Genomic DNA, 16,604 nt, shown 5'->3' on the forward strand with positions numbered 1-16,604 from the left:
TGTTGGGGGGAAAGCTAGCCACAATTCCAGCGGGCGCAAGGGGGGCGTTGCGGCGGGGGGCGGGATGGCCTACATCAACCCCATGAAACGCAATATCCTGATCCATCCCGACCCCCGTCTGAAAAAGGTCTGCGCCCCTGTTGCCGACCTGTCGGACGAGCTGCGCAAACTGGCCGACGACATGCTTGAGACGATGTATGACGCCCCCGGTATCGGGCTGGCGGCGCCGCAAGTTGGCGTGCTGGACCGTCTAATCGTGATGGACTGCATCAAGGAAGAAGGCGAGGCGCCGCGCCCGCTGATCATGTTCAATCCCGAGGTCATTGCGGCCTCGGAGGAAACCAACGTCTATGAGGAAGGCTGCCTGTCCATCCCCGAGCAATTCGCAGAAGTGACCCGGCCCAAAGTGGTCGACGTGACCTGGATGGATCGCGATGGCAATTTGCAGCAGGAAACCTTTGATGGGCTTTGGGCGACCTGCGTGCAGCATGAGATCGACCACCTGAACGGCAAGCTGTTCATTGACTATCTCAAGCCGTTGAAGCGCCAGATGATCACGCGCAAGATGCAGAAACTGAAACGCGAACAGGCCCGCGCATGACCGTGCGCACCTGCCTGCCGTGGCCGGACAATCGTCTGCGGACCAAGGCCGAGGAAGTGGCCGAGATCACCGATGAAATCCGCGCCATCTGGGATGACATGATCGACACGATGGAAGCGATGCCCGGTGTTGGCCTCGCAGGCCCGCAGATCGGGGTGATGCTGCGGCTGGCGGTTGTGGATGGTTCGACCGAGCGTGGCAAGGCGGTGCGGTTGGCGAACCCCGAAATCCTGCACAGCTCGATTGAGTTGCGCGAGCATGAAGAGGCCAGCCCGAACCTGCCCGGCGTGTCGGCCACTGTGAAACGCCCCCGCGCGGTGACGGTTAAATTCCTGAACGAACAGGGCATGATCGACCGCCGCGATTTCGTGGGGATCGAGGCCACCAGCGTGCAGCATCAGATCGACCATTTGAACGGCCGGATGTATTTCGACCGGCTCAGCAAGGTCAAACGTGACATGCTGCTGCGTAAAGCCAGGAAACAGGGGTGAACATGCGCGTTGTCTTCATGGGAACACCCGAGTTTTCGGTTCCGGTGCTGGACGCGCTGTTTGAGGCCGGGAATGAGATCGCCGCCGTCTATTGCCAGCCTCCGCGCCCGGCGGGGCGGGGGAAGAAAGATCGCCCGACACCGGTTCACGCACGGGCCGAGGCGTTGGGTCTGACCGTACACCACCCTGTCTCGCTGAAATCCCCCGAAGAACAGGCAGCTTTTGCCGATCTGAACGCTGATGTGGCGGTGGTTGTGGCTTACGGGCTGTTGCTGCCGCAACCCATTCTGGATGCGCCCGCTCATGGCTGCCTGAATATCCATGCCAGCCTGTTGCCGCGCTGGCGCGGGGCCGCGCCGATCCATCGCGCAATCATGGCGGGCGACGCGCAAACCGGTATCTGCATCATGCAGATGGAGGCCGGGCTGGACACCGGCCCCGTTCTGCTGCGGCAGGCCACCGATATCGGGTCACAGGAAACTACGGCGCAACTGCACGACCGGCTTGCGCCTATGGGGGCTGATCTGATCGTCGAGGCGTTGGCCCGTCTACCTGAATTGACGCTGGACCCTCAACCCGAGGACGGCGTCACCTATGCCTCGAAAATAGACAAGGCCGAGGCACGGGTGGATTGGTCCCGCCCGGCGGTCGAGGTCGACCGCCAGATCCGCGGTCTTTCGCCCTTTCCCGGGGCATGGACCGAGATTGCGGGTGACCGGGTCAAACTGCTGGCCTCGGCACTGGCCGACGGGCAGGGCGCGCCTGGAGAGGTTCTGAACGACACGCTCCGCGTGGCTTGTGGCGAAGGGGCGATTGACCTGTTGCGCCTGCAGCGGGCAGGAAAGGGCGCACAGGATACGGAAACCTTCCTGCGGGGCTGGCCGGTCGCGGCCGGAACCCGCCTGAATTCGGAGTAAGCCAGATGTTCATGGTCCTGATGGGCACCGTCGTGATTGCCGGTATTGTGGGCTACTTGTCCGAAAAAACCGGGTTCACGCATAACGGTTATCTGCCCTCGATCATCATTTGCGTGGGTGGAGCCTTCCTGTTCTATTTCGTGCGCATCATGTTTGGCATCAGCTTTGGCCCGCCCGGCCTGAACGCTGTGATCTCATCCATCGGGGCGCTGATCATCGTGCCGACGCATTGGAGGAAGTGACATACCCTTCATTGCCCATGTCATCATCCAAGCTGTGGGTGAATTTCTGGTCGCCTCACTTATCCCCACGACCCTGCTGGTCGGCATCATCGGGGGGATGATTGGCTGGATACTGCTGGGGTTTCTGATGCCCGGTGTTGGCTGGCTGTCCAGCTTTGTCGGTGCGGTCCTAGGCGCGTTTCTGGCGATCTGGATCCGGAAAAACTATCTGCGTCGCTAACCTCTTGACCATCGGGCAGGTTACCGGTCAGATCGCCGAAACACTCGACCCGAAAGACGCGCCATGCCTTACGATCTGAACCCTGGTGACGTCGCCCTGATGGGGGTGCCGCTGGATCTGCATTCCTCGTTCCTGCAAGGGCCAGCCTTTGCGCCGGGCCGCATTCGTGAGGCGCTGCATTCCGGGGCGGCAAACCTGACCGCCGAGGATGGCACCGATCTGGGCGCGACTGAACGGTTCAAGGACACGGGCGATCTGGATGTGTTCGAGATGGCCGGTCAAGAGCCGATCGACCGGATCGAGGCCGGGGCGGCTGCCCGCATCGCAACCGGTGCGCGGCTATTGTCGCTGGGCGGCGATCATTCGGTGGCCTTTCCGCTGATCAAGGCACATGCCGAGAGGTATCAGGGTCTGAACATCCTGCATATCGACTCACACCCCGATCTCTATGACAGTCAGCAGATCGGCAAGTTGGGCCATGGCTGCCCTTTCGCGCGGGTGATGGAGACCTGCCAGATCAAACGTCTGATTCAGGTCGGCATCCGCACGATGAACAAGCACCAGCAGGAGCAGGCCGACAAGTTCGGGGTCGAGGTGATCGACATGCAGAACTGGCGCCCCGATCTTGAAATCAGATTTGACGGCCCGGTCTACCTGTCGCTGGATCTGGACGCGCTGGACCCGGCCTTCGCGCCGGGCGTTTCGCATTACGAACCCGGCGGGCTGAGCACGCGCGAGGTGATCAACCTGATCCACCGGTTCAAAGGCCAATTGGTTGGTGCAGATATTGTCGAGTTGAACCCGCACCGCGATCCCTACGGGATGACGGCGATGGTGGCGGCGAAGTTTGTCAAGGAAATCGGAGCGCGGCTGCTGTCGCGCTGAGCTTAGCGTTCGTCGCAGATAGCGGGCGATCCAAGGCGCGGGGCTCTGCCCGTGGTCAGATCGTATCGATCAGCCTCGGCGGCGGTCATCCAGTGCATCCCATCGGCGGGCGCGGAGTCTAGCGTGTACCAGTAGAACGCGTCGTCAACGCCGATATCCTCGTAATAGTCGAGATAACGGTCATGCTCAGGGTCATCTGCTGGAATTTCGGTGGCGACGATGTCCCAGCCGCCCCAGCTATGGACGCCAACACAGGCCCCGGGTTCCAGAACGCGCCGGTTGCCCGCCAGAAACAGGTCTGTCCCGCCCGAGGCGATCATTCCGTCCGAGGGAACAACCGTATCAAAACCCAGTTCGCGCACAGCACGAGAGAAGACGACGTTGGCATCGTCATCCACTGACCCTTCGATGTATTGCAGCACAAGGGTTTTGATCTGCGGGTTCTGTCGAGTGACCTCCTCAAACGCGGAAAGTGTTGTGTGGTCGATTGTGCCGACAACCACAATCTCATTCCTTAGCGCCTCAAATCGGACCGGTTCGTATTGGTCCGCACATGCGGTCAGAAGCACGAAACCTGTTGCGGTGAAAATCAACGGCTTTTTCATTCTCGGGATCGACCTTTCTCAGTTACGAGGCGGGCGGCTTTTGTAGACGGGTAGTTGCCAGCCAAACAGCAGTGACCCGGCCCGCAAAGCCCAGCAAATCAGCGCACAGGCGGCAAGGGTGACAAGCTCTTCAAACCCAAGACGGTTTGCCAACACGGCGGTCAGCGCCCCTGCAAACGCGCAGGAGACATACAGCTCGCCCTGTTTCAGAACCAGAGGCACCTCGTTACAGACCACGTCGCGCATCAACCCGCCCAGACAACCGGTGGAAATGCCCATCAACACGACAATCACGCCAGACTGGCCCAGCGCAAGCGCGGCACCGGTACCGGCGGCCACCGCGATGGACAGGGCGAAACTGTCCAGCCAGACCAGCCAGTTGTATCGGCTTTCGACCAGATGGGCAGTAAAGAACACCAGAACTGCCGCAGCGACGGCGATGAGGATATAGTCGGGTTGCCCGACCCAGAAAACCGGATGCCGGTTCAGCAGCAGGTCTCGCACCGTGCCGCCGCCTACCGCCGTCAGGCAGGCAATGAAGGCAAACCCCACCAAATCCAGCTGCGCCCGGCTGGCCACCAGCGCACCAGTCAGGCCAAAAACCAGAACCGAGGCATAGTCCAGCAGGGCCAGCCCGCTCACGTCTGCGCCTTTTTCGGCTTGAACGGGGCCATGCCCGCGCGGGCCAGCTCATCCGCCTTTTCGTTTTCGGGGTGGCCTGCGTGGCCCTTGACCCATTCCCAGGTCACATCATGGCGGGTCTGCGCCTCATCCAGCCGCTGCCACAGATCTACATTCTTGACCGGTTTCTTGTTTGAAGTTTTCCAGCCGTTTCGTTTCCACCCGAAAATCCAGCCCGTGACGCCGTTTTTCACATAGGCGCTGTCGGTGACGACGGTGATTTTCGAGGCGCGCTCCAGCGTTTCCAGCGCGCTGATCGCGGCCAGCAATTCCATGCGGTTGTTGGTGGTCTCGGCCTCACCGCCCTTCAGTTCGCGCTCTTTCAGGACTTTGTCGCCATCGACCGCGCGCATCAGCACGCCCCAGCCGCCGGGGCCGGGATTGCCGGAACAGGCGCCGTCGGTATAGGCAAACAGCTCAGGCATGGGCCAGCACCAGAATGAACCCGTCATAGGACCCGGCCAAACCCGTGCCCATGCCGGTGGTGATCCGGTCGATGGTGAACCCAGCCTGCTCCAGAGCTTCTTCGATCTCGGTCTGCGAGAAATAAGTGTAGTAGCGATCCAGATCGTCGCGATGTTCACCCGTGCCCAGTTTCAGGCCGAGAAAAAAGATACCCTGGGGTTTCAGTGCCCGGTGGATAGCCGCCAGATGGCGGGCAAAATCCGCGCGCGGGGCGTGCAGCAGGGAAAAGCTGGCATAGATGCCGTCATACTCGGCCTCTTCGGTCACATCGTCAAACGTGCCCAGATGCGCATCGACGCCGTTTTCGCGAGCGTGCTCGACAAAGGCTGGGGTCGCGTCCAGTGCCCGCACCGTCAAGCCCTCGCGCATGAAAAAACCGCTGTCCGCCCCGGGGCCTGCGCCGAGATCCAGAATGTAGCCAGAACCTACCGCCTCGGCAAAGGCCATGCGGGCTTCGATCTGTTCCGGGGGCAGCGGGATCTGAAGATAGTCGGCCACGCGGGTCGTATAGGCGTTGATCGTTCTTTCGTCGGTCACAGGTAAACTCCTACTGCAAGGCAGGCCAGTACGATGGCGGTCAGCGTCACGCGCAGTCGCAACCACCAGGTTGGGGTCAGGCGCCAATAGGCAAAGAGGGCGTCCAGAACCAGCACTCCAGCAAACCCGTACATCAGGTTGGTGCCAGTGCTGACCGGGCCGCCGCCGGTTTTGAAGAATGCCCACAGCGCAGGCAAAACCGACAGCAGATAGCAGGTCGCCGCCTTGCTGCCCGAGGCCTTGGTGGCGAACCCCCACAGGACCCCCGACATGAAGCTGAGGATCACCGAACCGTAGAACAGCTGCACATACGGCCCCACAAAGCGCGATCCAAGCGTCTGTGTTCCCCAGGCGTGCAGATCATCGTTCAGATAGGTCAGTGCGCCCCAGATGAACGGGATCAGCCCAGCCAGCCCCAGAAATAGCGGGGCCCTTGGAATGCCCCTCATGCGGGTTGCCTCAGAACGCGAGGGACCTTGAACTCGACGTTCTCGACGGCGGTTTCGACCATTTCGACGGTCACGTCGAAATGATCCCGGAATGCGTCGATCACTTCATTGACCAGAACTTCGGGGGCCGATGCGCCCGCGGTGATGGCCACGGACGAGATACCCTGAAGCGCGCGCCAGTCGATATCGGTCGCGCGTTGCACCAGTTGCGTATAGGTGCACCCGGCGCGCGAGGCGACTTCGACCAAACGGCGTGAGTTCGACGAGTTCGGAGCGCCGACCACCAGCAGAGCATCCGATTTCGGGGCCACGGCTTTCACGGCCTCTTGCCGGTTGGTGGTGGCGTAGCAGATGTCTTCCTTGTGGGGGCCGACGATGGCCGGGAAACGCGCTTCGAGCGCGGCAACGATATCCTTGGTGTCGTCCACCGAAAGGGTGGTCTGGGTGACATAGGCCAGCTTGTCCGGATTGCGCACCTGTACGGTGGCCACATCTTCGACAGTTTCGACCAGCAGAACCTCACCATCTGGCAATTGCCCCATGGTGCCGACCGTTTCAGGGTGGCCCTTGTGGCCAATCATGATCATCTGCAAACCGGCATCGGCGTGGCGTTGGGCTTCGACATGCACTTTGGAGACCAGAGGGCAGGTAGCGTCGACATAGATCATCTCGCGTTGGGCGGCCGTGGCGGGTACGGATTTCGGTACGCCATGGGCGGAAAAGATCACAGGCCGGTCATCGGGGCATTCGTCCAGCTCCTCGACAAACACGGCACCCTGCGCGCGCAGCCCGTCGACGACGAATTTGTTGTGCACGATCTCGTGGCGCACATAGACAGGAGCGCCCCATTTCTGCAGCGCCATTTCGACGATCTTGATGGCCCGGTCCACACCGGCGCAAAAGCCGCGCGGGGCGGCAAGGTAAAGGGTCAGAGGGGGCTTGGTCATGTAGCGGTCTCCATAGGCCACAGGTAAGTCTTTTCCCGGCCCTGGTCCAGACGCCAACTTGTCATTTGCCTGACATGAATCGGTGCTAGCCATAAGGCGTTTTCAGCACCTGTTCTTAGTTAAAAAAGGCACGGTCAGGTTTTCATACCCTGACCGCGCCTGTTTCTTTAACCCCGGTTTGGTGAGTGGCCGGGGTTTTACTGCCCACCGGCAGCCGCAACGCTGCGCGGCTCCATCGGCATTTCACGGGGAGGCCGCCCGATCACGTCGCGCAGGTCTTCCAGTTCGATGAAGTTGTCAGCCTGACGGCGCAGCTCGTCCGAGATCATCGGAGGCTGGCTGCGAATGGTCGAGACGACCGACACACGCACGCCCTGACGTTGCAGGCTGGCAATCAGCGGGCGGAAATCCCCATCGCCCGAGAACAGCACGATATGATCGACGCGTGGCGCCAGTTCCATGGCATCGACAGTCAGTTCGATGTCCATGTTTCCCTTGACTTTCCGACGCCCCATGCTGTCGGTGTATTCTTTTGCCGGTTTTGTCACCATGGTGAAGCCGTTGTAATGCAGCCAGTCAACCAGAGGACGGATCGGCGAATACTCGTCGTTTTCGAGCAGCGCTGTGTAATAGAAAGCACGAAGCATCTTGCCGCGGCGCATGAACTCTTGGCGCAGCAACTTGTAGTCGATGTCAAACCCCAGTGCTTTTGCGGCCGCATAAAGATTCGAGCCGTCGATGAACAGCGCTAGCCGTTCGTCTTTATAAAACATAAATAGTTCCTTCCGGTACAAACCAGCGACACCGAGTGTTAGGTGAGTGAGCTAGAATAAATGCGGCACGCTGATACACCTATAATTAGGGCATTTGATGTGTATCGCAAGCACGCAATTCGCCGGATATAGGGAGTCTTATGAGCAATTTTTCAACTGAAGCGGTGATTGCACTGGGTGGAAATCTCAGTTTGAGAGAATTAGAACCCAACGTGACACTTAAAAAGGGAATTGACGCGATCTCGCGTCATGGTGTGGTGATTCGCACTGTCAGCCGCTTTTTTGAGACCCCGTGTTTTCCGCCTGGCGCTGGGCCGGATTACGTGAACGCCGCCGCCCTGATCGAGACCGACAAGACCCCGAGCGAACTGTTGCAGGTGCTGCATGAGGTCGAACATGAATTCGGCCGCGAGCGGGTGCAGCGTTGGGGGATGCGCACGCTGGATTTGGATCTGGTCTGCTACGGCGATTTGATTCTGCCGGATCGCACCGTGTTTGACCGGTGGCATGCGCTGCCGCCCGAGGCGCAGACGCAGCAAACTCCGGATCAGCTAATCCTGCCGCATCCGCGCTTGCAGGATCGCGCCTTCGTGTTGGTTCCTATGGCGGATGTGGCCCCTGACTGGCGTCACCCGGTACTGGGGCTGACCGTCACCGAGATGCTGGCAGAGCTGCCTGCCGAGGATATTGCGGCGGTGACGCCCCTTTGAATGATGCATTTGCGGCATTTCTTGCTTGTCAAGGCAGGGATTCGCGCTTAGATAAACGTCTTCCTGACATGGATTCAGTAACGGAGAGCGCCCCATGGCCCGCGTGACGGTTGAAGATTGCGTAGACAAGGTTCCGAACCGGTTTGAACTGGTGATGCTTGCCGCCCATCGTGCGCGCGAGATTTCCGCCGGTGCGTCGATCACCGTCGACCGTGACAACGACAAGAACCCTGTCGTGTCGCTGCGCGAGATCGCCGATGAAACCCAGAGCGCCGATGAGCTTCGCGAGCGCCTGATCGAGGCGAACCAGACTCAGATCGAGGTGGACGAGCCCGAAGAAGATCAGATGGCTCTGCTGATGGGTGCGGAAACGGACAAACCGGCCGATGACGACATGTCGGAGGAGAAGCTGCTGCGCGCTCTGATGGAGGCTCAAGGCCAGGGGTAATTCCCAAACACGAAGGTGCGGACCGGATGATTTCTGCTGACGACCTGATTGCGCTGGTCCGCAACTACAACCCCAAGACAAATGCTGACCGCATCGCCCGAGCCTATGCGTTCGGGCAGCAGATGCACGAGGGTCAGTTTCGCCATTCCGGCGAGCCCTATTTTTCGCACCCCGTTGCCGTTGCCGCCATCCTGACCGAACAGCGTTTGGATGATGCGACCATAATTACGGCGCTGTTGCACGACACAATCGAGGACACTAAGGCCAATTACAGCAAGGTGTCCGAGTTGTTCGGCGATGAGGTCGCCAAACTGGTCGATGGCGTCACCAAGCTGACCAATCTGCAGCTCTCCAGCCGCGAAACCAAGCAGGCCGAGAACTTCCGAAAGCTGTTCATGGCCATGTCCAAGGACTTGCGGGTCATTTTGGTCAAACTGGCAGACCGTTTGCACAATATGCGCACCATCAAGGCGATGCGGCCGGAAAAGCAGATCGTCAAAGCGCGCGAGACGATGGATATCTACGCGCCGCTTGCGGGCCGGATGGGGATGCAGTGGATGCGTGAGGAGTTGGAAGACCTCGCCTTTCGTGTTCTGAACCCCGAAGGTCGCCAATCGATAATCCGTCGCTTTATCACTCTGCAGCGCGAAACGGGAGACGTGATCCACCGGATCACCGGTGACATGCGCCACGAATTGGAAAAAGCGGGTATCGATGCCGAAGTGTTTGGCCGCGCCAAGAAACCCTATTCGATCTGGCGCAAGATGCAGGAAAAGGATCAGGGCTTCTCGCGCCTGTCCGATATCTACGGTTTCCGTATCATTACCCAGACCGAGGAAGACTGCTATCGCACCCTTGGCGCGATCCACCAGCGCTGGCGCGCGGTGCCGGGGCGGTTCAAGGATTACATCAGTCAGCCAAAATCCAACGGGTATCGCTCGATCCACACAACGGTTTCTGGCCGTGACGGTAAACGGGTCGAGGTTCAAATTCGCACCCGCCAGATGCATGACGTGGCCGAAACCGGGGTTGCGGCGCATTGGTCCTATCGCGATGGCGTGCGCTCAGAAAACCCTTTTGCGGTAGATCCGGCGAAGTGGATCGCCAATCTGACCGAACAGTTCGACAGCGAAGAGGATCACGAGGATTTCCTCGAAGCCGTCAAGCTCGAGATGTATTCGGACCAGGTGTTCTGCTTTACACCCAAAGGCGATGTGGTGAAGCTGCCACGCGGTGCGACACCGATTGATTTTGCCTATGCCATCCACACCCGGATCGGACACGCCTGCGTGGGCGCCAAGGTCGATGGCATCCGCGTACCGCTCTGGACCCGGATCAAGAATGGGCAATCTGTGGACATCATCACCGCAGATGGCCAGACCCCTCAAGTCACGTGGCTTGAGATCGCGGTCACAGGCAAGGCTCGCACATCCATTCGCCGCGCCTTGCGCGAGGTCGACCGCGAACGGTTCATCAAGCTGGGCAAGGAACTGGCGCGTTCGGGTTTTGACCACGTGGGTCGCAAGGCCACGGACAAGGCGCTGGACACCGCCGCCAAACACCTGCGCCTGAAAGACCGGCACGAGCTGCTGGCCCGTCTCGGCAGTGCCGAGCTAACGGCACATGATGTGGTCAGCGCGGTCTATCCGGAACTGACGCAGGACGAGGGCGACGCAATCTCGCCGCGTCGCGCGGTAATTGGTCTGGAGCCGGGGCAAAAATTCGAACGTGCGCCGTGCTGTCAGCCTCTACCGGGTGAACGCATCGTCGGTATCACCTATCGCGGCAGGGGCGTGGTCGTGCATGCCATCGATTGCGACCGCCTGTCCGAATTCGAAGGCGAACCTGACCGTTGGGTCGACCTGCACTGGCATTCGGGTACGCACCCGGCCGTCTATGGTGTGGCGCTGGATCTGACCATCGGCAACGACGCAGGGGTCTTGGGACGCATTTGCACATTGATCGGCGAGAAAAAGGCCAATATTTCGAACCTGGAATTCGTTGATCGCAAACCGGATTTTTATCGCCTGCTGATCAGTGTCGAACTGCGCGACCTTGAGCAACTGCATTCGCTGATGCTGATGCTTGAGGCTGAAAGCGATGTCGCCTCGGTCGAACGGCATCGTGATCGGGAAAAAACCGCGGTTGCGGCTGGTTGAGAAGGGGTGATCAGGAGTGGTTTTCAAGCGCCGAGACCGACGCTCGCCCATTCAGATCGCCTCGGAATTCGTCTATCCGCGCGGCGGGTGGACCCGGGCCTTTCACTACGTCAAACACCGCATAAGGCGCCTGCCGGATTCGCCAGAACGCATCGCGCGCGGTGTCGGTGCGGGCGTGTTCACCGCGTTCACGCCGTTTTATGGGTTCCACTTCGTTATCGCGGCTCTGATCAGTCGCCTGATCAACGGCAACCTTCTGGCTTCGCTCAGTGGTACATTCTTCGGCAACCCTCTGACCTATGTGCCCATCGGGGTCGTTTGTCTGCAGACCGGAAACTACCTGCTGGGCGACGATTTTGACGAAGGCGAAACCCACGGCCTGATGGATAGCTTTTTCAAGGCGCTGAGCGACCTTAAGAACAACTTCATGGCGATGTTCACGGACCGTGTTGCCGACTGGCGCGGTCTTGCCGTGTTTTATGACGAAGTGTTCTTTCCCTATCTGATCGGGGGTATCTTGCCAGGGCTTCTGGCAGGGTTCATCTGTTATTACCTCAGCCTGCCGGTGGTTCGGACCTACCAGCAGCGCCGCCGCGCCCGGATCAAGGCGAAATTCGATGAAATCAAACGGCTGGCCGAAACTGAGCTGGCCGCGCCGATTGCAACTCCTGTAGGCTCGGACCGGAGCACGGAAAAGGATACAAGCGATGTCTGAAAACAACCTGCGCCTGGGTGTGAATATCGACCACGTGGCCACAGTGCGCAACGCCCGAGGCGGTGCTTATCCCGACCCGCTGCGCGCCGCCAAACTGGCCGAAGAAGCTGGAGCGGACGGAATTACCGCCCATCTGCGTGAGGACCGCCGTCATATCTCGGACGCTGATATTGATGGGCTGATGGAGGTTCTGTCGGTACCGCTGAACTTTGAAATGGCCGCTACGCCCGAGATGCAACAGATCGCCCTGCGTCATAAACCGCACGCCGTCTGCATTGTTCCTGAAAAGCGCGAGGAACGCACGACTGAAGGCGGGCTTGAGGTCGCACGCGAGGAAAACAAGTTGGCACACTATATCGCACCTCTGCGCAAGGCGGGGTGTCGTGTGTCCATTTTCATCGCCGCTGACCAGCGCCAGATTGAAGCCGCCAACCGTATCGGCGCTGAGGTGATCGAATTGCACACCGGTGCCTATTGCGATGCCCATGCCGAGGGTCGGATGGACGAGGCCGCCCGCGAGCTTGAAAGCCTGCGGGAAATGTCTGCCTTTGCCCACTCGCTGGGGCTTGAGGTCCACGCGGGCCACGGCCTGACTTATGACACGGTAAAGCCCGTTGCAGCCTTCCCCGAAGTGCGTGAGCTGAATATCGGTCACTTTCTAATCGGCGAGGCGATATTTCGCGGCCTCACTCCGGCAATAGCCGAGATGCGCCGCTTGATGGATGAGGCGCGGGCATAATGGCTCGAGAGATTCCGGCTCCCACGACAGAAACCACTGTAAGCCTTGACCACGTTACTTACGTGGGCCTCGTCTTTGCTGTTTTGGTGGCCTTTTCCATCGTCAGGCGCGTGTTGGAATTTGATTTGCCGTTCCCGCTCATGCCAATGAGCTTCGCACTCGTAGCGGCCGCGTTCTTATATGGGGTGTGGTCCGGTCGGAGTGGTAAGCACTGCGACCCGTCCTTCAAAAGCTGGGTCATTGCCAGAAAAATGGTTCTGACCGGCCTGTGCATCGTTCTGGGGCTTTTCCTGTTTCAGGTTTTAGCGTTGGGTCTTTGGACGCTGATGGCGGACGGAACAGGGCTGATACGATATGCCGTCCAGATCGTTGTTGTCGGTTTTGTCTCATTCGTTCTGTGCCGATTTGCCTTCATGCTCGGCGTCAAAAAGGGTTTTGCGAAGTATCTGAAGAAGAAACAAAGCACATGATTCTGGGTATCGGCACCGACCTTGCGAATATTGACCGCATTCAAGGCACACTCGACCGGTTTGGCGACCGATTTCGCAATCGCGTTTTCACCGACACCGAACAGGGCAAGGCCGAGCGTCGCGCCGACACGGCAGGAACCTATGCCAAACGCTGGGCCGCGAAAGAGGCTTGTTCCAAGGCGCTGGGCACCGGCCTGCGCATGGGCATCGCGTGGAAGGATATGGCGGTCACAAACCTGCGCACAGGCCAGCCGGTCATGCACGTCACCGGCTGGGCCGCCGAACGTCTGAAAGAGATGACACCCGAAGGGCATGAAGCGATCATCCACGTTACCTTGACTGATGATCATCCCTGGGCGCAGGCCTTCGTGGTGATCGAAGCGCGGCCGCTTCAAGATCAGGGCGCGCAGCCTTGACTTGCCCCCCTTGGCCCCGCATGTAGCACCCAACAACGCAAGAACCGGAGAGCAGTATGGCCGAGGACGTCAAAACCGGAAATCCCGTATGGGAGACGATTAAAACCATCGTCTACGCCCTGCTAATTGCAGGCGTTTTCCGCACTCTGTTCTTTCAGCCGTTCTGGATCCCCTCGGGGTCAATGAAACAGACCCTGCTGATCGGGGATTTCCTGTTCGTCAACAAGATGGCCTATGGGTATTCCTACGCGTCCTGCCCCAGTCTGATCATCCCCCGAATCGGCCTGAATATCGACGCCGAGGATATCTGTGGTTGGATGCAAGGCGACGAGAATTCCCGCTTTCTGGGCGGAGAGCCCGAGCGTGGTGATGTCATCGTTTTTCGCCACCCTGCTACCGGGCGCGACTATATCAAACGCCTGATTGGCTTGCCGGGTGACCGTATCCAGATCCGCGACGGCCAGATCATCCTGAACGGCACGCCGGTTCCGCAAAAACCCGATGGTGTTTTCACCGAAACCGCAGCGCCGCAAGGTCCGCAACGCCTGCGCCCGCGCTGTGAAAACGGACCGGTGGGCGTTGGCGGCGCTTGCGAAAAATCCAGGTCGATTGAAACCCTCCCTAACGGCGTCACTTATGATGTGCTGAACATCGGTAATCAGGCGTCCGACAATACCGGCATCTACACCGTGCCCGAAAGTCACTATTTCTTCATGGGGGACAATCGCGACAATTCCAGCGACAGTCGCCTGCCGCTTTCCGCTGGCGGAGTGGGTTATGTGCCTTATGAAAACTTGATCGGTCGGGCCGACCGGATCATGTTCTCGTCCGCAGGCCGGTCGATGCTGTTCTTCTGGACATGGCGCGGCGACCGGTTCTTCAAGGCGGTCAATTGAAGCTTTCGACCGAAATAAAAGCGTTTCAGCAGCGTTTGGGGTATGAATTCGCCAATCCCGAATTGCTTGTGCGCGCATTGACGCATGGATCCGTCTCCTCGGCCACCCGGCCCGACAACCAGCGGCTGGAGTTCCTGGGTGACCGGGTTCTGGGCCTGGTCATGGCCACCGCGCTGCTTGAGGCAGACAAGAAAGCGTCTGAAGGCCAGCTCGCCCCCCGTTTCAACGCTCTGGTCCGCAAAGAAGCCTGCGCCGACGTCGCCCGTCAAATTGATCTGGGCGCCGTATTGAAACTCGGTCGGTCCGAGATGCTGTCTGGCGGCCGTCGCAAACAGGCCCTGTTGGGTGACGCGATGGAGGCCGTCATCGCTGCCATCTACCGTGACGCTGGGTTTGAGGCCGCGCGGGATGTGATCCTTGCGCTCTGGGGCGATCGCATTCACATGGTCGAGGCGGACGCCCGCGATGCCAAGACCTCGCTTCAGGAATGGGCGCAGGCGCGGGGGCAGAAACCGCCAAGCTATGTCGAGATAAAACGCAGCGGGCCGGATCACGCACCCGTATTTACCATCGCCGCCCGCTTGCAGGACGGGACCGAGGCACAGGCAACCGCGGGATCAAAACGTCAGGCCGAACAGGCCGCGGCCAAGACCTTGCTTGAAAGCCTGTCGAAGTAACCGCCCCTGTTTGCCACGGGGTCTTTCTTCATCTGGCTACACATGCCTCGGGGGTGAGGTCGGGCGAAAACAGAGCTAGCGGGCCGGCCCCCTGCCGGTCGAATTGGCGCAGCCAATTCGAGACTCAGACCACCCGAATGAACCCGGTTAGCCCGGTTTTCTGATGCTCGATCACATGACAATGGAACGCCCAATCCCCAGGGTTGTCCGCAACCAGAGCGATGTCCACGACCTCATCCTTCAGCAGCAACATTGTGTCTGTCTTCAGCGGCGGCAAGCTGCGCAGGTTTGACTTGATGGGCATAAAGACCAGCCCGTGCAAATGGATCGGGTGTAGGTTCGGCGACTCGTTACGCAGACGCAGGACATAGCTTTTACCCATCTCAAGCGTCGCCAGCGGGCCAACCCCCTGCGCCGCGTCACCGGGCCATGGTTTCCGGTTGATCGACCAGAAGTTATAGCCTAGCGAGCCACAGAACCCGTTGGTTGGTTCACCACCCTCGGGCGTCCAGCCGAAGACGAATTCGTGCAGCTCAGCCTTGTTCAGATCGGGTTTGGCCACCGGGTTCACCGGCAAGGGGTGCAACTCGTTCAGATCGCGTGCCGCGGACGCGCCAATCGCGCGCAAACGGGTCATCGCCTGATGCTGTTGGCCTGGGAGTTTTACTATCAGGTCAACGGTCTGTCCCTCACCCACCGGCATCTGCACCGCAAAGTCCACTCTTTGCCCGGGCCCAACCAGCAGAGGGGCTTCTGCGTTGGGCATCTGCACCGCAACTTCGACCGGGTGGCCGTCCCAGGCGATGATCCGGGCCTCGGCGCCGTCCAGACGCATCTTGTAGATACGGGTCGTGTCCGTGTTGACCACCCGCAGCCGCACCAGACTGCCTGCCGCGTGATCATAGACCGGGCCGCTCAGCCAATTCACCGTTTGGACGTTGCCGAATGTACCGGCCCGCGCTGCTCCACGCGCTGTGTAGACCGGCAGGAAAGAGCCGTCATCATCCAGACGGAAATCGCGAAGGTTGACTACCTGCTCGCTGTCAAACCCAGGGTAATCGGCCTCGGCAATCACCATCACGCCGGTAAGACCATGGGCCATTTGCTCCATCGTCATGCAATGGGGGTGGTACCAATAGGTGCCCGCGTCCGGAGGCGTGAATTCATAGTTGAACACTTCACCCGGCCCGATCGGCATCTGGGTCAGATAGGGCACCCCGTCCATGCTGTTGGGAACGCGTAACCCGTGCCAGTGCATCGCCGTGTAATCGGGCAGGGAATTACGCACCGGCAAGCGCATCGCCTCACCCTGTTTGCCATAGAGAACCGGAGGTGGCGCGTCCGGCGACAGGCTGATCATGCCGGTGGTCACGTGATAACGCAGAACAAAGCTGGCGGGTTGCACAACCAGCTCCTGCGCGTCGGCTGCCAGTCCGAAGCCACCCAAGCCCAACGCACCGGTAGCGGCTCCGCTGCCGAAAAGAAACTCACGACGTTTCATTGTCGCCTCATAGAAGAAGGAATGCCTGGCTGGATCTGGCACGGCGTGATGTGGTCCTGT

General features: G+C 59.8%; 23 protein-coding genes. 15 read left to right on the forward strand and 8 right to left on the reverse strand.

The window, feature by feature from the left end:
• Window positions 1–82 precede the first annotated feature (82 nt).
• From def (ACR1XY_RS15670) to speB, 6 genes are all read left to right on the forward strand, one after another.
• On the forward strand, window positions 83–601 hold the full coding sequence (def, locus tag ACR1XY_RS15670; protein ID WP_480594593.1) for a peptide deformylase: 519 nt from the start codon (window positions 83–85) through the stop codon (window positions 599–601).
• A complete protein-coding gene (gene def, locus ACR1XY_RS15675; protein WP_480594546.1) occupies window positions 598–1,092 on the forward strand; it encodes a peptide deformylase in 495 nt (164 codons plus the stop codon). Before def (ACR1XY_RS15670) ends, def (ACR1XY_RS15675) begins: the two co-directional genes overlap by 4 nt.
• Window positions 1,093–1,094: 2 nt before the next feature.
• The gene (gene fmt / locus ACR1XY_RS15680; RefSeq protein WP_480594594.1) at window positions 1,095–2,009 is read left to right on the forward strand and encodes a methionyl-tRNA formyltransferase; all 915 of its coding nucleotides are present in this window, start codon (window positions 1,095–1,097) and stop codon (window positions 2,007–2,009) included.
• Between the two features lie 5 nt (window positions 2,010–2,014).
• Window positions 2,015–2,251 carry a hypothetical protein gene (locus ACR1XY_RS15685; RefSeq protein WP_170328331.1) on the forward strand — a complete coding sequence of 79 codons (237 nt, stop codon included), beginning with the start codon at window positions 2,015–2,017 and terminating at the stop codon, window positions 2,249–2,251.
• A gap of 34 nt (window positions 2,252–2,285) precedes the next feature.
• A complete protein-coding gene (locus ACR1XY_RS15690; RefSeq protein WP_480594547.1) occupies window positions 2,286–2,471 on the forward strand; it encodes a hypothetical protein in 186 nt (61 codons plus the stop codon).
• 63 nt (window positions 2,472–2,534) lie between these two features.
• Window positions 2,535–3,356: an agmatinase gene (gene speB, locus ACR1XY_RS15695; protein ID WP_480594548.1), complete on the forward strand. Its 822-nt coding sequence runs from the start codon at window positions 2,535–2,537 to the stop codon at window positions 3,354–3,356.
• A gap of 2 nt (window positions 3,357–3,358) precedes the next feature.
• Here speB and ACR1XY_RS15700 read toward each other — a convergent pair whose 3' ends face one another.
• The 7 genes from ACR1XY_RS15700 to ACR1XY_RS15730 form a co-directional block, all read right to left on the reverse strand.
• On the reverse strand, window positions 3,359–3,961 hold the full coding sequence (locus ACR1XY_RS15700; protein ID WP_480594549.1) for a COG3904 family protein: 603 nt from the start codon (window positions 3,959–3,961) through the stop codon (window positions 3,359–3,361).
• A gap of 18 nt (window positions 3,962–3,979) precedes the next feature.
• Window positions 3,980–4,603, reverse strand: coding sequence for a trimeric intracellular cation channel family protein (locus ACR1XY_RS15705; RefSeq protein ID WP_480594550.1), 624 nt, complete (start codon window positions 4,601–4,603; stop codon window positions 3,980–3,982).
• Window positions 4,600–5,067 carry a ribonuclease HI gene (gene rnhA, locus ACR1XY_RS15710; protein ID WP_480594551.1) on the reverse strand — a complete coding sequence of 156 codons (468 nt, stop codon included), beginning with the start codon at window positions 5,065–5,067 and terminating at the stop codon, window positions 4,600–4,602. The genes ACR1XY_RS15705 and rnhA overlap by 4 nt, the downstream gene beginning before the upstream one ends.
• Window positions 5,060–5,644, reverse strand: a complete 585-nt coding sequence (locus ACR1XY_RS15715) for a class I SAM-dependent DNA methyltransferase (RefSeq protein WP_480594552.1) — start codon at window positions 5,642–5,644, stop codon at window positions 5,060–5,062. Before ACR1XY_RS15715 ends, rnhA begins: the two co-directional genes overlap by 8 nt.
• Window positions 5,641–6,093, reverse strand: coding sequence for a DUF3429 domain-containing protein (locus ACR1XY_RS15720; RefSeq protein WP_480594553.1), 453 nt, complete (start codon window positions 6,091–6,093; stop codon window positions 5,641–5,643). The genes ACR1XY_RS15715 and ACR1XY_RS15720 overlap by 4 nt, the downstream gene beginning before the upstream one ends.
• Window positions 6,090–7,040: a 4-hydroxy-3-methylbut-2-enyl diphosphate reductase gene (ispH, locus tag ACR1XY_RS15725; protein WP_480594554.1), complete on the reverse strand. Its 951-nt coding sequence runs from the start codon at window positions 7,038–7,040 to the stop codon at window positions 6,090–6,092. The genes ACR1XY_RS15720 and ispH overlap by 4 nt, the downstream gene beginning before the upstream one ends.
• 197 nt (window positions 7,041–7,237) lie before the next feature.
• Window positions 7,238–7,813 (reverse strand): LabA-like NYN domain-containing protein, encoded by a 576-nt coding sequence (locus ACR1XY_RS15730; RefSeq protein WP_058283597.1) that lies wholly within the window; start codon window positions 7,811–7,813, stop codon window positions 7,238–7,240.
• Between the two features lie 140 nt (window positions 7,814–7,953).
• Here ACR1XY_RS15730 and folK point away from each other — a divergent pair, with 140 nt between their 5' ends.
• The 9 genes from folK (at window position 7,954) to rnc (ending at window position 15,043) form a co-directional block, all read left to right on the forward strand.
• Window positions 7,954–8,523 (forward strand): 2-amino-4-hydroxy-6-hydroxymethyldihydropteridine diphosphokinase, encoded by a 570-nt coding sequence (gene folK / locus ACR1XY_RS15735; RefSeq protein ID WP_480594556.1) that lies wholly within the window; start codon window positions 7,954–7,956, stop codon window positions 8,521–8,523.
• 94 nt (window positions 8,524–8,617) lie between these two features.
• Window positions 8,618–8,971, forward strand: coding sequence for a DNA-directed RNA polymerase subunit omega (rpoZ, locus tag ACR1XY_RS15740; RefSeq protein WP_480594557.1), 354 nt, complete (start codon window positions 8,618–8,620; stop codon window positions 8,969–8,971).
• Between the two features lie 26 nt (window positions 8,972–8,997).
• Window positions 8,998–11,130, forward strand: coding sequence for a RelA/SpoT family protein (locus ACR1XY_RS15745; protein ID WP_480594558.1), 2,133 nt, complete (start codon window positions 8,998–9,000; stop codon window positions 11,128–11,130).
• A 16-nt stretch (window positions 11,131–11,146) separates the two neighbouring features.
• Entirely contained in the window at window positions 11,147–11,845 is a 699-nt protein-coding gene (locus ACR1XY_RS15750; RefSeq protein WP_480594559.1) for a DUF2062 domain-containing protein, read from the forward strand.
• On the forward strand, window positions 11,838–12,584 hold the full coding sequence (locus tag ACR1XY_RS15755; RefSeq protein ID WP_480594560.1) for a pyridoxine 5'-phosphate synthase: 747 nt from the start codon (window positions 11,838–11,840) through the stop codon (window positions 12,582–12,584). The genes ACR1XY_RS15750 and ACR1XY_RS15755 overlap by 8 nt, the downstream gene beginning before the upstream one ends.
• Entirely contained in the window at window positions 12,584–13,054 is a 471-nt protein-coding gene (locus tag ACR1XY_RS15760; protein WP_480594561.1) for a hypothetical protein, read from the forward strand. The genes ACR1XY_RS15755 and ACR1XY_RS15760 overlap by 1 nt, the downstream gene beginning before the upstream one ends.
• On the forward strand, window positions 13,051–13,470 hold the full coding sequence (acpS, locus tag ACR1XY_RS15765; RefSeq protein WP_480594562.1) for a holo-ACP synthase: 420 nt from the start codon (window positions 13,051–13,053) through the stop codon (window positions 13,468–13,470). Before ACR1XY_RS15760 ends, acpS begins: the two co-directional genes overlap by 4 nt.
• 56 nt (window positions 13,471–13,526) lie before the next feature.
• A complete protein-coding gene (gene lepB, locus ACR1XY_RS15770) occupies window positions 13,527–14,366 on the forward strand; it encodes a signal peptidase I (RefSeq protein WP_480594563.1) in 840 nt (279 codons plus the stop codon).
• Entirely contained in the window at window positions 14,363–15,043 is a 681-nt protein-coding gene (rnc, locus tag ACR1XY_RS15775) for a ribonuclease III (RefSeq protein WP_480594564.1), read from the forward strand. The genes lepB and rnc overlap by 4 nt, the downstream gene beginning before the upstream one ends.
• A gap of 124 nt (window positions 15,044–15,167) precedes the next feature.
• Here rnc and ACR1XY_RS15780 read toward each other — a convergent pair whose 3' ends face one another.
• Complete coding sequence (locus ACR1XY_RS15780) at window positions 15,168–16,544, reverse strand: multicopper oxidase family protein (RefSeq protein ID WP_480594565.1); 1,377 nt, start codon at window positions 16,542–16,544, stop codon at window positions 15,168–15,170.
• Window positions 16,545–16,604 lie beyond the last annotated feature (60 nt).

The sequence above is a fragment of the Ruegeria sp. AD11(2025) genome (assembly GCF_056542405.1).